This is a genomic window from Agrobacterium sp. 22-214-1 (assembly GCF_053522465.1).
The window spans coordinates 590,184-603,275 of the sequence record NZ_JBNWCK010000003.1 but is presented as its reverse complement, the minus strand read 5'-3'; the positions used below and the strand labels follow the sequence as shown (position 1 = coordinate 603,275).

At 59.3% G+C, this 13,092-nt stretch carries 13 protein-coding genes; 6 read left to right on the top strand and 7 right to left on the bottom strand.

What is annotated here, in order from left to right; translation table 11 throughout:
• The first annotated feature begins 14 nt into the window (after positions 1-14).
• Genes ACQZ5G_RS15890 through ACQZ5G_RS15875 form a run of 4 tightly spaced genes read left to right on the top strand, consistent with a single transcriptional unit; the run spans position 15 to position 4,821 of the window.
• Entirely contained in the window at positions 15-887 is an 873-nt protein-coding gene (locus ACQZ5G_RS15890) for an ABC transporter permease (protein WP_035237017.1), read from the top strand.
• A 3-nt stretch (positions 888-890) separates the two neighbouring features.
• The gene (locus ACQZ5G_RS15885) at positions 891-1,688 is read left to right on the top strand and encodes an ABC transporter permease (protein ID WP_196378818.1); all 798 of its coding nucleotides are present in this window, start codon (positions 891-893) and stop codon (positions 1,686-1,688) included.
• Positions 1,685-3,379, top strand: coding sequence for a GMC family oxidoreductase (locus ACQZ5G_RS15880; protein ID WP_448736397.1), 1,695 nt, complete (start codon positions 1,685-1,687; stop codon positions 3,377-3,379). Before ACQZ5G_RS15885 ends, ACQZ5G_RS15880 begins: the two co-directional genes overlap by 4 nt.
• A gap of 17 nt (positions 3,380-3,396) precedes the next feature.
• Entirely contained in the window at positions 3,397-4,821 is a 1,425-nt protein-coding gene (locus ACQZ5G_RS15875; RefSeq protein ID WP_448736398.1) for an aldehyde dehydrogenase family protein, read from the top strand.
• Between the two features lie 70 nt (positions 4,822-4,891).
• Here the strand turns inward: ACQZ5G_RS15875 and ACQZ5G_RS15870 are convergent, their stop codons facing one another.
• The 7 genes from ACQZ5G_RS15870 to ACQZ5G_RS15840 form a co-directional block, all read right to left on the bottom strand.
• On the bottom strand, positions 4,892-5,602 hold the full coding sequence (locus ACQZ5G_RS15870; protein WP_448736399.1) for an anti-sigma factor: 711 nt from the start codon (positions 5,600-5,602) through the stop codon (positions 4,892-4,894).
• Positions 5,599-6,141: a sigma-70 family RNA polymerase sigma factor gene (locus ACQZ5G_RS15865; RefSeq protein WP_448736400.1), complete on the bottom strand. Its 543-nt coding sequence runs from the start codon at positions 6,139-6,141 to the stop codon at positions 5,599-5,601. The genes ACQZ5G_RS15870 and ACQZ5G_RS15865 overlap by 4 nt, the downstream gene beginning before the upstream one ends.
• Positions 6,142-6,281: 140 nt before the next feature.
• Positions 6,282-6,710 carry a DUF2177 family protein gene (locus tag ACQZ5G_RS15860; protein ID WP_448736401.1) on the bottom strand — a complete coding sequence of 143 codons (429 nt, stop codon included), beginning with the start codon at positions 6,708-6,710 and terminating at the stop codon, positions 6,282-6,284.
• A gap of 68 nt (positions 6,711-6,778) precedes the next feature.
• Entirely contained in the window at positions 6,779-7,156 is a 378-nt protein-coding gene (locus tag ACQZ5G_RS15855; protein WP_035237020.1) for a DUF2147 domain-containing protein, read from the bottom strand.
• Positions 7,157-7,183: 27 nt separating this feature from the next.
• Positions 7,184-8,416: a class I SAM-dependent methyltransferase gene (locus ACQZ5G_RS15850; RefSeq protein ID WP_448736402.1), complete on the bottom strand. Its 1,233-nt coding sequence runs from the start codon at positions 8,414-8,416 to the stop codon at positions 7,184-7,186.
• Complete coding sequence (locus ACQZ5G_RS15845; protein ID WP_448736403.1) at positions 8,403-9,221, bottom strand: DUF1365 domain-containing protein; 819 nt, start codon at positions 9,219-9,221, stop codon at positions 8,403-8,405. Before ACQZ5G_RS15845 ends, ACQZ5G_RS15850 begins: the two co-directional genes overlap by 14 nt.
• Entirely contained in the window at positions 9,218-10,591 is a 1,374-nt protein-coding gene (locus ACQZ5G_RS15840) for an NAD(P)/FAD-dependent oxidoreductase (RefSeq protein ID WP_448736404.1), read from the bottom strand. Before ACQZ5G_RS15840 ends, ACQZ5G_RS15845 begins: the two co-directional genes overlap by 4 nt.
• 192 nt (positions 10,592-10,783) lie before the next feature.
• Here ACQZ5G_RS15840 and ACQZ5G_RS15835 point away from each other — a divergent pair, with 192 nt between their 5' ends.
• Both ACQZ5G_RS15835 and ACQZ5G_RS15830 read left to right on the top strand, forming a co-directional pair.
• A complete protein-coding gene (locus tag ACQZ5G_RS15835) occupies positions 10,784-11,572 on the top strand; it encodes a DUF1295 domain-containing protein (protein ID WP_448736405.1) in 789 nt (262 codons plus the stop codon).
• A complete protein-coding gene (locus tag ACQZ5G_RS15830) occupies positions 11,569-12,594 on the top strand; it encodes an SAM-dependent methyltransferase (protein WP_448736406.1) in 1,026 nt (341 codons plus the stop codon). The genes ACQZ5G_RS15835 and ACQZ5G_RS15830 overlap by 4 nt, the downstream gene beginning before the upstream one ends.
• Positions 12,595-13,092 lie beyond the last annotated feature (498 nt).

Here is a 13,092-nt window from a genome sequence, read left to right as displayed (position 1 = left end):
GTGGAGGGTCACTGATGGCACAGTCGAAACGAAATCCGTCTGCGATGCATGAGCAGCGTGAGCAACGGCTCATGCTGATGCTGCTGGCGCCAGCCCTTGCGGTCGTCGTCGTTCTGCTGGTCCTGCCGCTTCTGTGGCTGGGCTGGCAGTCGATCCGGCAGGATGGCGGCTTTACGCTCGTTCACTATCAGCGGTTCCTGACGGATTCCGTCTACTGGATGACCTTCCTCCAGACCTTCCGCATTGCGGCGGTCGTCACGCTGATGACCGTCCTCCTCGGCTATCCCGTCGCCTATGTGGCGGCGGGCCTGCCCCAGCGCTGGAGCGTGCTTGTTCTCGCCATGGTGCTGCTGCCTTTCTGGACATCCGTTCTGGTGCGCGCCTATGCCTGGCTCATCCTGCTGCAGCGCAACGGCATTATCAATTCGGCGCTGACGGGATCGGGCCTGATCGATGCGCCGCTCCGGCTGGTCAACAACGAATTCGGCACGGTCATGGCGACGATCCACATCCTGCTGCCCTTCATGGTGCTGCCGCTTTATGCGACCATGAAGAAAATCCCCACCGAACTGACCATGGCCGGCGCCAGCCTCGGCGGCTCACCCATGCATGTATTCTGGCGGGTTTTCCTGCCGCTGTCGCTGCCGGGTATGATCGCCGGCATGGTGCTGGTCTTCGTGCTCACCCTTGGTTTTTATATCACGCCGGAACTGCTGGGCGGCGGGCGCACCTACATGGTCTCCATGCTCGTTTCGCGCAACATCGAGGTTTATAACGAATGGGGCGCGGCCTCGTCGATCAGCGTCGTCCTGCTTGTCTGCGTTTTTCTGGTTTTCCGGCTGGCGAGCCTCATCATTCCGTTCGAACGCATCATGGGAACGAGGTGACGCATGAGCCTGTCGAAAATCCTTCTCTACGGCTTTGTAGCCCTCGTTCTCGCCTGGCTGATGATCCCCATCCTGATCATCCTGCCAATGTCCTTTTCCGGCGCACGCTTCCTTGCTTTCCCGCCGCCATCCTGGTCGCTGCGCTGGTATGAGGCTTATCTTGGCAGCGCCGCCTGGATGCAGGCAACGCGTGTAAGCCTGATCGTCGCCGTCTCCAGCGCCGTCATCGCCACCATTCTCGGGACTGCGGCGGCCTATGCGCTCAACCTCACGCAATCGCGGCTGGTGCGCAGCCTGCAGGCGCTGCTGCTTCTGCCGCTGATCGTGCCGATCGTCATCACCGCCGTCGGTGTCTTCCTGGTTTACGCACAGATCGGGCTTCTTGCCTCGCTGACCGGGCTGATCCTCGCCAATGTCATGCTGGGCCTGCCCTATGTCGTCACCTCGGTTCTGGTCGGGCTGCGCAAGTTTGACCACACGCAGGAGATGGTGTCGCGTAGCCTCGGCATGAACCGTTGGCGGACCTTCTTCATCGTCACCCTGCCGCAAATCCGCCCGAGCGTCATTTCCGGTCTGCTCTTCGCCTTCATCTCCGCCATCGATGAAACCGTGGTTTCGCTTTTCATTTCCGGCGGCGAATATCAGACGCTTACGAAGCGCATGTTCACAGCGCTGCGCGACGAGATCGATCCGACCATCGCCTCGATCAGCTCCCTGCTGACGGCGATCTCGTTCATCCTGCTGATGCTGGCGGCGATCAACGCCCGCAACACCGAATACTCGCAGGGACGGGCGACATGATCGTCGATCACCTGATCCTCGGCGGTGGATCGGCGGGCTGCGTGCTGGCCGCACGCCTTTCCGCAGATCCGCAGCGGACGGTCGTTCTGGTCGAGGCCGGGCGCAATATTTCGGTGGAGGATATCCCGGATGAGGTGCGCAGCCGTTATCCCGGCCGTGCCTATCTCGATACGCGCAATATCTGGTCGCAGCTCACGGCGTTGATGGGCCATGCCCGTTCCAACGCGGCGCCCCGTCCACCGCGTCGCTACGAGCAGGCGCGGCTTCTGGGCGGAGGCTCGGCGATCAATGCGCTGATGGCCAATCGGGGTGCGCCGGCCGACTATGCCGAGTGGCAGGCGCTTGGGGCGGACGGCTGGGGCTGGGACGATTGCCTGCCCTATTTTCTGAAGATCGAAGCCGACAGGGATTTCTTCGGTCCGCTTCACGGCACGACCGGGCCGCTGACGATCCGGCGCATATCCGACGACAGGATTTCACCCTTCGTCGACCGAGTCATGAAAACGCTCGACCGCCGCGGATATCCGACAAGGCCGGACCAGAACGGACCCTGGGAAGACGGCGTCTTTCGCGGCGCCATCGCCGTCAGCGATAGCGGGGAGCGCTTGCCGACCTCGCTTGCTTATCTGACGCCGGACGTGCGCAAACGTTCGAATCTCAGGATCATCACCGAAAGCGTCGCCGACCGCATCCTGTTCGATGGTCGTCTGGCCACGGGTGCGAGATTGGCGGGTGCGACAGCGGAGACGATCCATGCGGCGGAAGTGATCGTCTCGGCCGGCGCCATTCACACGCCCGCATTGCTGATGCGCTCCGGTATCGGCCCCGTCGGTGACATCGCCGCCGTGGGGGGCAATGTCGTGGCCGGCCGCAGCGGCGTCGGTCGCAATCTGATGGAGCATCCTTCGATCGCCGTCGCCGCTTATCTGCCGCCGCATATGCGAGTGCGTGACAGGGGAGAACACCACGAACAGGCGATCTGGCGTTTCTCCTCCGGTCTCGACGGCGCGCCGCAGGGTGACATGCATGCCGCGATCCTGTCGCGATCCGGCTGGCATTCCATCGGTTTGCGGTTGGGCAGCCTGTTCTTCTGGGTCAACAAGTCCTATTCGCGCGGCTTCGTGAAGCTTGCTTCGCTTGACCCCCATGTGGAGCCGGAGGTCGATTTCAGGATGCTGAGCGACGAGCGTGATCTGAGGCGGCTCAAGCTTGCGCTGCGGCTGGGAGCGGAGGCTCTGTCCGATCCTTTTATGGCGGGGCACAGCGGCACTGTTTTTCCATCGAGCTATTCGCCCCGGGTGGCGAAGGTCGCTGTACCAGGGACATGGAACGCGTTGCAGCGGGGTCTTTTCTCGGGTCTTCTGGATGTGGCGGGTCCGCTGCGCCCGGCATTGGTGCATTCGGCGATAACACTCGGCACGACCATGCGGGGGCTGCTTGAGGACGACGATGCGTTGACGGAATTCGTCCGCCGCCATGTGGGCGGCACATGGCATCCGTCGGGAACGTGCCGCATGGGATCGGCTGACGATCCCATGGCGGTGGCGTCGTCCACGGGCCGCGTGCACGGCGTGGAAGGATTGAGGGTCTGCGACGCATCGCTGATGCCGTCGATCCCCTGCGCCAATACCAACATTCCCACAATCATGATCGCGGAGCGGATCGCCGACTTTATCCTGGCCGGCCGCTGAGATCATTGGAGACGGATATGGACAACTATCTCAAATTCTACATCGACGGCGCCTGGGTCGATCCGCTAGGCGGACAGCGTCTATCCGTCGTCGACCCCGCCACCGAAGAGCCTTTCGCGGAGATAGCCATGGGATCGGCGGCGGATGCCGAGCGCGCCATCGCCGCCGCGCGTCGCGCCTTTGCTACCTTTTCGCAGACGACGCGGGAAGAGCGCCTCGGCCTGCTTGAGCGCATTCTTGAGATATTGAAACGTCGGCAGAACGAGATAGGCGACGTGATCTCTCATGAGATGGGCGCTCCTCGAAAAATGTCGCGGGATGAGCAGGCGGGTATCGGCGTGGCGCATTTCGAGCAGACTATCCGCGCCATGCGTGATTTTTCGTTCGAATACATGCAGGGCACGACCCGTATCGTCCATGAACCGATCGGTGTCGTCGGCATGATCACGCCGTGGAACTGGCCGATCAACCAGATCGCCTGCAAGGTCGCCCCGGCGCTCGCCACCGGCTGCACAATGGTGCTGAAACCCTCGGAAATCGCGCCGCTCAACGCCATACTTTTCGCCGAAATCCTGCACGAAGCCGTTGTTCCCAAGGGCGTGTTCAACCTCGTCAACGGCGACGGCCCAACCGTGGGCGCGGTACTGGCGAGCCATCCCGATATCGACATGGTTTCCTTCACCGGCTCGACACGCGCCGGCATTTCGGTCGCGCAGGCAGCGGCCCCGACGGTGAAGCGCGTGCATCAGGAGCTGGGCGGCAAATCGCCCAATATAGTGCTCCGAAGCGCTGATCTTAACGCCGCCGTGCGCGCCGGGGTGATCAGGTGCTTTGCCAATTCCGGCCAGTCCTGCAATGCGCCGACCCGTCTTCTCGTCCCTGCGGAGCAAATGGACCGGGTGATTGGCATCGCCCGTGCGGCGGCGGAATCGGTCCGTGTCGGTACACCCGGCGATGCCGAAACGGATATCGGGCCGGTTGCCAGCAAAACGCAATTCGACAAGATCCAGAGCCTCATCCGCAAGGGAATGGAGGAAGGGGCGGAGCTCGTTGCCGGCGGGCTCGACCGGCCAGCGCATCTGAACAGCGGCTATTATGTACGGCCGACAGTTTTTGCGCGCGTTACGAACGACATGACGATCGCGCGTGAAGAGATTTTCGGGCCTGTGCTTGCCATTCTCGGTTATGGCAGCGAGGACGAGGCGGCGGATATCGCCAACGACACGCCCTATGGGCTGGCATCCTATATTCAGGGCGCACCCGAGGAGGCGCGTGCCTTCGCACGACGGCTCAGAACCGGCATAGTGCGCCTCAACAGCTCCGCCTGGGATGGCGCTGCCCCGTTCGGCGGCTACAAGCAGTCGGGCAACGGTCGGGAATATGGCAAGTTCGGTCTGCACGAGTTCACCGAAATCAAGGGCATCGTCGGCTTCGGAGACTGACCGTTACGACCCATCTCGTATCGTGACGCGTTCATCGGGACTCGCCTCGAAATCGGGAAGCGTTAGACCTTCATCCCCATCGCGCCGTGCCGACGGCGATAACAGGGCCGGTTGCCTGACCAGTCGGCGAGCCGCCGAAAGGTTCGACGCTGATCGCGAAGGTAGTGCCTTCGCTGATGCTGTTGCGCATGTCTGCGGGGATTATAAGATCGCCATTCGTGCCGGGCTGGAAGACGCCGAGCGAGCGGGTCTTGCCGCCATCCATTACCAGCCACAGTTCCAGCGACTTTTCGTCGGTTTTGCCGGTTGCAACAGGCACAATGTGCATCCGTCCGGATTCCGCATCGTAGGAGGCGAGGAGATTAACCTGGCTGTCGGTCGTTGCAAGTTCGGCCACCAGTGGGGTGGCGCCCTGCCACTTTTCAGGGAAGGCGGCGTAAACGATGGCGGCAACGGCGGTTGCGCTGGTGGCAACCGAGATCCAGCGCCAGAAGGACGCGGAATTCCAAAGGCTGCCATTGGTATTGACAGTCCTGCTGCCGAACAGGCGTTCTTCGATACGCGCAAGTACAGTGGCGCTCGGTGCCTGCTCCTGGTAATCGGCATTGAAGTCGGAAAATTCCGCCTCCCAACGCTGCACCAGCTGTGCGAAAGCCTGGTCGTTCTGTATGCGTCGTTCCAGTTCACGGCGCTTTTCTAGCGGCACGACGCCCAGAACATATTCGCCGGCGAGGATGTCGTCGCGCGAATGCTTGCCGCCGCTCTGTTCGCCCGTCGTCATCGCTGCATGCACTCTCTGAGTTTGAGAAGACTGCGCCGTAGCCAGGTTCTGACCGTGTTAAGCGGCACGCGCAATTCTTCGGCGAGTTCGAGATAACTCAAGCCCTCGACATAAGCCCGGCGCACCGCCTGCGCATGCACGGTCTCAAGTTCGCGCATGCAGTCTTCGATCCTGCGGCCTTCATCGGCGAGAACGATCTGCTGCTCAGGATCGCGGGTGCTCTCGTCGGCAAGATCGTAGGCTTCCTCGATGTCGTCGGTAATGGGCTTGCGGGCGCGGATCGTGTCTATTGCATGGTTTCGGGCAATGGCGGCAAGCCATGTGGCGGGTTTGCCGGCGCTGGCGGCAAATGTTCGGGCCCGCTGCCAGACCTTGATATAGATTTCCTGCAGCGCCTCCTCGGCTTCCGTTCTGTCACGCAGGATTTTCAGGCAGATCGCGAAAAGCTTCGGACTGGTTGCCTGATAAAGCGAGACGAATGCTGAACGATCACCCATGCCGACGCGGTTGATAAGGCCTGCGATCTCTGTGCCCTGCATTCGAACCTTCCTTGCTGCGCCTCCTTTATAGGGTCGTCTTTCGCAGGAAGACAAGAGATGCATGCTCATGCTGCGAACCTGGCAACGACTGGGCCGCAGGGTTGTCGCACTTAAGCGGCCGGTAAGAGGGGATGTCGTCATCATAGGCCCGTCGGATTTTCCAGCGGGCCGATCAGCCGCACCGTGAGGAAATAGCCGATTGTAGCCGCTGCTGCGGAGACGAAGGTTCCCCATAGAAGATCGGCGACGGTCAGGGTCGTGGACCAGCTTTTCAACGTCGCCTGATTGGTCAGGTCGTAAGTGGCATAGGCCATGAAGCCGACCACTGCGCCATAAAGCAGCGCGGTCGTCCATTCCCCCGTCTGAAAGGCCGGGCGAACCGCAAGAAAGGTCAGGCCGGCGGCATAGATGAGGTAAAAGACGACCGCCGGAGCAAGCCGGAAGTTTTCTGCCAGAAGATCGCCGATGGCCGGGCGGTAAAGACGCGACGCCATCGTGCTCAACCAGATGAAGTCAATCACCAGAAAGGCGACGAGAGTAAAAAGGTAGGCTGCGAAATAAGTTTTCATTGGTGTTTTCCTTTGCAGGGCATCGATAAGGAGGCGACGATGTGGGTCGAAGCCACGTGAAGATGTGGCTAGTCGATCCTTGTCCAGTTTATGCCCTTGCACAGCAGACCGGCGACGATACAGCCTTTCGTGGTCATGCCGTTGCCGTTTATTGTCACTGTTATCCTGTAGGATTTATCCCGCTGGGGGTCGAAAGCGGTGCCGGAATAGCTGCCTGCCTCTGTCTGCTTTATGTCCATGATCAGCCGGTCCCCGGCCTTTTCCTTCGGGGTGCCCTGCTTGATCCAGGTGTTTGTGGCACAGATATTTTCACCGCAGGGCGCGATCAGTACTTTCGCCTTGCCGTCTCCGCGCGCCCAGTTGCCGTCGATATCGGCCGCGGTCGCGTTGGACGCGACCAGCAGCGGCCATAAGACGGAAGCAACCGTCAATCCGTTGATCATCATTGTCTCTCTCCGCAGTTTGGTCCCGCCTTATCTGTGTTCGATCGTGTAGAAGCCGACGTTTATGCTCCCCTCGGCAAAGCCTGCCTCGCAATAGCAAAGGTAATAATCCCAAAGCCGCCGAAAGCGGTCATCGAAGCCGAGCAGGGAAATCGTCTGCCACCGCGCATGAAAACGCTGGCGCCATTCGGCGAGCGTGAGCGCGTAGGACTGGCCGAAAAGTTCCTTATCGGTGAGCTTCAGGCCGGTTTTGCCGACCGCTTTTTCGAGCGCGGCATTTGAGGGCAGAAAGCCGCCGGGAAAGACGTATTTCTGGATGAAATCCGCCTTACGCCGATATGTATCGAAGCGGCTTTCTTCAATCGAAATGATTTGCAGCACCGCGCTGCCGTTTGGTTTCAGGCATCTTTTCAGCGTTTCGAAATAGCTCGGCCAATAGGCCTCGCCGACTGCTTCGAACATTTCGACGGAGACAATCCTGTCGAATTGGCCGTTCAGGTCGCGGTAATCCTGCAGCCTCAGATCGATGCGGTCTGTACTGTCCGCTTTTTCCGCCGCATTTTTTGCCCATTTTAACTGGGACGGGGAGAGAGTGATGCCGGTGACGTTGGCTTTGGCCTGCGTGGCAAGGTGAATGGCGAGTGCGCCCCAGCCGCAGCCGATCTCCAATATGTTTTCGCCGCCGCTCAATTGCAGTTTATCGACGATACGTTCCAGTTTTTTCAGTTGGGCGGCTTCGAGCGTAGACGCCGTGTCATCGAAAATCGCCGACGAATACAGCATAGAGGGATCAAGCCACTGCCGGTAAAACTCGTTGCCGAGATCATAATGCGCTTCGATATTGCGGCGGCTGCCGCGTCTGGTATTGGCATTCAACCCGTGCGCAGTGCGGTTGAGAAGGCGCATCGGCAGGCTGCCGCGCATTGACCTTGCGAACGCCTCGCGATTTTGGGCCGCAAAGCGGATCAGCGCCGTCAGATCTGGTGTGGTCCAGTCGCCTTCGATGAAACCCTCGGCAAAGCCGATGTCGCCGTTCAGCAGCATCCGCCGGATCGCGCGCCAGCTATGCAGGACAAGGATTGCCTCGCTGCCATTCGTTGCGCCGGATTTTTCAATGAAGCCGCCGCCGGGAAGAATGATATGTAATCTTCCCCTGTCGATATTGCTCAACAGCCGGTTGATGAGCCACATGCCTGGGCTGATGCGGTCGTTCAGGCGCGTATTCTTCGCCGATAATTCCGTGAGATTGTCAAACGGGGTCATGAATTTTGGCCTCGATTTGCGACGATGAAGGATGACGGAAGGAGACTGGACCGGCAGGCGGCAGCGGCCGTTTTCTGAGCTGCACGCCTTTCAGCCAAATTTTCAGGGCCTCCCAATGAATGCCCAGAATTACCTTGAGCGTCAGGAGGGGAATGGCGAAGAAAGCTTTCAGAAGCGCGCCGTCCGTCAATTCGACACGTCGGGCCAGATGCCGTGCGGTCAGGACCAGGCCGTCATCGTCGAAAGTATCGATGACGATTTTCAGCCTGTCGCCGGGCGGGGCGACGCGGAAAACATAGCGGAGATCCATGTCCATGAATGGAGAGACATAAAAGGCCTTGTCGCATTGCTGGACGATCTCGGTCGATTTGCCGGCTTCCACCGGGATCAGGTATGAGTGTCTCTCGCCAAACGTGTTGTCCACCTCCCAGAGGATAGCTTTGAGCGACAAGTCGCGCCCGTAGCAGAAGAAGACACTGAGTGGGTTGAAGGCCCAGCCGAGCACGCGCGGCATGGTGAGCAGACGTATCGGCCCTCCGTCCACCGTCATGCCTGCCGCCGTCATGACTGCCTCAATCTGCTGGCGCAGCCCGATGGCGCTGCGGTTGCCGCGGTCCCTGCTGTGAAATGAGAAAAGGTTGAACCGGTCTACGGAGAAAAACCGCAATTTCCGGTCGAGCACGTTCAACTCATCGAGGTCGAGGAGCAGCGAATAAATCCGGTAGGCGAGCTTATGGGTTTTCGGCTTGAAGCGCGCGTGCGTTACATGGCCGGGAAAAAGCGCCGAGGTGAGGGGAGGCGTCATGCCATCGCCTCCATGATTTCCGTGTCTGTTGCAATCGTCGCCAAATCCAGGCGAATGATCCGACCGTTGTCGTCGGCAACTTTCCATGGACGGGATATACCGCCAAGATCTTCGGCGACGGCAATGCCAGCCTGAAGACCGTCTTCATGAAAACCGGATCCGAAATATGCGCCGCAGAACCAGGTGTTTCTCAGACCCTGCAAGGCCCATAGCTCCTGACGCGCCTGTTCGGTGCCAGCATCAAAAACCGGATGGTGATAGGTTTCCTCGGCGATGATTTTTCCTTGATCCGGTTCCCGCTCCGGATTCAGCGTTACGAAAATGTCCGGGATTTCGCCCAGCGGCTGAAGCCTGTTCATCCAGTAGGTGATGCTCGGCTGGCTCGCTTCAATGCGCGTGTCGGCCACATAGTTCCAGCTTGACCAGGCAGCGCGGCGGCGCGGCATGAAACTGCTGTCGGTGTGAAGCACGGCACGGTTTTGGGTGTAGGAAAAAGCGCCAAGAATGCGCCGTTCGGCGCGTGTTGCATCCGCGAGCATGTCGAGCGCCTGATCCGCATGGGTTGCGATCACCACGTCATCGAAGCGCACGGCTTTGCCGTCCGCAGTGGTGATTTCGACGCCGCCCGGCAGGCGGTGGATGCGCTTCACCGGCGTTGAGAGGAAAATTCGATCGGCAAACGGCGCGGTGATGCGTTTCACATATTCGCGCGAGCCACCGACGACTGTGCGCCAGACCGGCCGATTGCGCAGCAACAGCAGGCCGTGATTGCGGCAGAATTTAATGAAATGCGCCGCCGGATAACGGCCGACCTCCATGGCCGGCGTCGACCAGATGGCCGCAGCCATGGGGTAAAGATGATCGTCGCGGAACGCTGAACCATACCGGTTGCGGGAGAGATATTCGTCGAGAGATAGATCGCCCATCAAATGCAGGTCGCGTGGGGCGTTGCGGTAAAAGCGAAGAAGGTCCGCAATCATCGCCCAGAAACGTGGTCTGAGGATGTTGGACTTCTGGGCCAGGAGGCCAAGGCCGGTTCCGCCGGAATATTCGAAACCGCCATTATCCAGAGAAACGGCGAAAGACATGTTCGACGCCGCTGTCGCCACGCCCAATTTCTGGAAAAGCGCGGTGAGATTGGGATAGGTCTGCTCGTTATAGACAATGAATCCGGTATCGACATGGACTTGTCCATGGTCCGTGCTGAACGCCACCGTATTGGTGTGGCCGCCGATGCGGTCAGCCGCTTCGAAAACAGTTACATCGTGCCGTTGCGACAAAAGCCAGGCCGCCGACAAACCGGAAATTCCCGTTCCGACCACGGCGATGCGGCGCCGGCTTTGTTCTTTTTTCGCTTCGGTATCGAACATTTTTCCTCGCTATCGCACTGTCAATCCAGTCTTGGGGACCGCGACATGTACGAGGAGGCAGCCCGATCAGTTTCACCGGCGCATCGATTTTTTGAAATTTTGTCCGGCGCCTGAAACTCTTTTGCCGGTCCGCTCGTATTCGCCATCACGAGACCCGACCTCAAACAGTTCAAATTGGCGAGCGAAGTGGTGATGTTTTCTGTAGTCCTGGCGCTTGCCATTCTCATCTCGCTTCTGATGGCGGGCGCTTGGGCGTTGCAGAGAGCAACCGGTTCAAGCGGCTGGATCGACACGGTCTGGGCGGCGACTGTCGGGCTTGGCGGAATTTTCGCTATTGCTTTCGCCGGCGGAGACGGCTGGCGGCGCGGTGCTACACTTTTCCTGGTCGTTGTCTGGTCCCTGCGGCTTGCCGGCCATATCGGCATGCGCACGCGAGGAGGCGGGGAGGATCCCCGCTATGCAAAGCTTATGGAACAATGGGGGAGCGCTGCCGCCCTGCGGCTGTTCATCTTCCTGCAGATACAGGCAATCGCCGCTTTCGTGCTCGTTCTTGCGGTCTATCTTGCGGCAAGCAACACCCATGTCTTTCCGCGTATGGTTGACCTTATCGCCATGGTGGTCGCCCTTGGCGCGCTGGCAGGCGAAGCGCTCTCCGACGCCCAGCTCTCGAAATTCAGAAAGACCGCAGCGGCAAAAAACAGTGTCTGCGAAACCGGCCTGTGGCGTTATTCCCGTCACCCCAACTATTTTTTCGAATGGCTTTTCTGGTGCAGTTTTCCGCTGTTGGCCATTCAGGGGCCGGCCTTGTCATGGGTATCGCTCGCCGCGCCGGCGATGATGTACTGGCTGCTTGTCCACGTCTCCGGGATTCCGCCGCTTGAAGACCATATGCTGCAATCGCGCGGGGAAAAATTCCGCGCCCTTCAACGACGCGTCAACGCCTTTTTTCCGGGGCCGCGCAAGAACGAGGACAGGCCATGAACATGCTCGCATTTGCCATCAACGCCGCCGAGCGCGCGCCGCTCAGCGACAGCGTGACGCTCGCCGGAATAGATATGCTCTGCGCACGGACGAAGCGGCGGCTTGCCGCTATTCCAGCGGATGCGGAAGAGGCTTTCGCGGCGGATATGGTGAAATTTCCCGTCGCCAGCCATACCGACGATGCGAACAAGCAGCATTACGAAGTACCAGCCGCATTTTTCGCGCTCGTTCTGGGAGAGCAGCGCAAATATTCCTGCTGCTATTATGACGATGCCACGACGACGCTGGATGAAGCTGAAAATGTCGCTTTGGCCGTGACCTCCAACCATGCCGGCCTTGAAGACGGCATGGATATTCTGGAACTCGGCTGCGGATGGGGTTCGTTATCCCTCTATATGGTCGATCGCTTCCCAAATGCGCGCATCACATCAGTCTCGAACTCTGCGTCCCAGCGCGAATATATAATCGGTCGTGCCCGAGAACGGGGGTTTTCAAACCTTTCTGTAGTGACGGCCGATATGAATGATTTCACGACGGAAGATCGGTTCGACCGTGTCGTATCGGTGGAAATGTTCGAACATATGTCGAATTGGCGCGTGTTGTTCGAGCGTGTTCACTCGTGGCTGAAGCCGGACGGCAGGTTTTTCCTGCATGTGTTCAACCACCGCGACCGATCCTATCGTTTCGACCACAACAATCCTGCCGACTGGATCGCCCGGCACTTCTTCACCGGCGGCATCATGCCGGCCTTCGACCTTCCCCATCGCTTCAATCAGCTTTTCACCGTCGAGCGGGAGTGGCGCTGGTCAGGGTCGCACTATCGTCGAACAGCGCTCGATTGGCTCGAAAATTTCGACAAAAAAATTGACCATATCCGACCCATTCTGCAGCAAACCTATGGCGCCGATGCCCGGCTGTGGGAAAGGCGATGGCGATTGTTCTTCCTGGCGACCGCAGGGCTTTTCGGTCATGAGGGAGGTGACGTGTGGGGTGTGGGGCACTATTTTTTAAAGAGGGTTTAGTGTTAGCGCCGCACAATCGGCATGGGCACGTTCTAAAAACCGCGCTCGAAACGTTTGCCAAAACGAACGTTTTCTCTCAGAGAGGGGTGCAGACCGGAAGCGAGGATTCTAATGCCCTGAAGCTCGATAGAACGAAGAATTTCCGGAGGTCCGACGTTCGAGCCATTTTTCGCCGTATCCTGCGCCACGGAGGGGAGACAAGCAGCAGGCTCGATAGAAAGGCAGCGATCGGGAAATTTCGTATCAGATAATTGTAGGGCATCAAGGGGTTCCTTAGGACGATTTCGACGGGCAACTCCCCGACAATCGAGATGAAAGGGAGGCATTGTTCCGGGGAGATTTGCGAATTATGACCGGGCCTGTTTAATGGCGGCCTTGAGGCCTTTCTCATCCAGAACACCGGGATAGATTGTCTTGCCGATGACGAAGGATGGCGTGCCGACAAAGCTGAAGGCGAATGCCTGACGATAGTTTCGATCGAGCAGCGCGGAGATTTTC

Bases quoted from the DNA above. Each gene is read 5' to 3' on its own strand.
- ACQZ5G_RS15850 (WP_448736402.1), bottom strand. From the start codon at position 8,416: ATGACCCCGTTTGACAATCTCACGGAATTATCGGCGAAGAATACGCGC.
- ACQZ5G_RS15860 (WP_448736401.1), bottom strand. From the start codon at position 6,710: ATGAAAACTTATTTCGCAGCCTACCTTTTTACTCTCGTCGCCTTTCTG.
- ACQZ5G_RS15845 (WP_448736403.1), bottom strand. From the start codon at position 9,221: ATGACGCCTCCCCTCACCTCGGCGCTTTTTCCCGGCCATGTAACGCAC.
- ACQZ5G_RS15840 (WP_448736404.1), bottom strand. From the start codon at position 10,591: ATGTTCGATACCGAAGCGAAAAAAGAACAAAGCCGGCGCCGCATCGCC.
- ACQZ5G_RS15830 (WP_448736406.1), top strand. From the start codon at position 11,569: ATGAACATGCTCGCATTTGCCATCAACGCCGCCGAGCGCGCGCCGCTC.
- ACQZ5G_RS15880 (WP_448736397.1), top strand. From the start codon at position 1,685: ATGATCGTCGATCACCTGATCCTCGGCGGTGGATCGGCGGGCTGCGTG.
- ACQZ5G_RS15885 (WP_196378818.1), top strand. From the start codon at position 891: ATGAGCCTGTCGAAAATCCTTCTCTACGGCTTTGTAGCCCTCGTTCTC.
- ACQZ5G_RS15870 (WP_448736399.1), bottom strand. From the start codon at position 5,602: ATGACGACGGGCGAACAGAGCGGCGGCAAGCATTCGCGCGACGACATC.
- ACQZ5G_RS15890 (WP_035237017.1), top strand. From the start codon at position 15: ATGGCACAGTCGAAACGAAATCCGTCTGCGATGCATGAGCAGCGTGAG.
- ACQZ5G_RS15855 (WP_035237020.1), bottom strand. From the start codon at position 7,156: ATGATGATCAACGGATTGACGGTTGCTTCCGTCTTATGGCCGCTGCTG.
- ACQZ5G_RS15835 (WP_448736405.1), top strand. From the start codon at position 10,784: ATGTTTTCTGTAGTCCTGGCGCTTGCCATTCTCATCTCGCTTCTGATG.
- ACQZ5G_RS15865 (WP_448736400.1), bottom strand. From the start codon at position 6,141: ATGCAGGGCACAGAGATCGCAGGCCTTATCAACCGCGTCGGCATGGGT.
- ACQZ5G_RS15875 (WP_448736398.1), top strand. From the start codon at position 3,397: ATGGACAACTATCTCAAATTCTACATCGACGGCGCCTGGGTCGATCCG.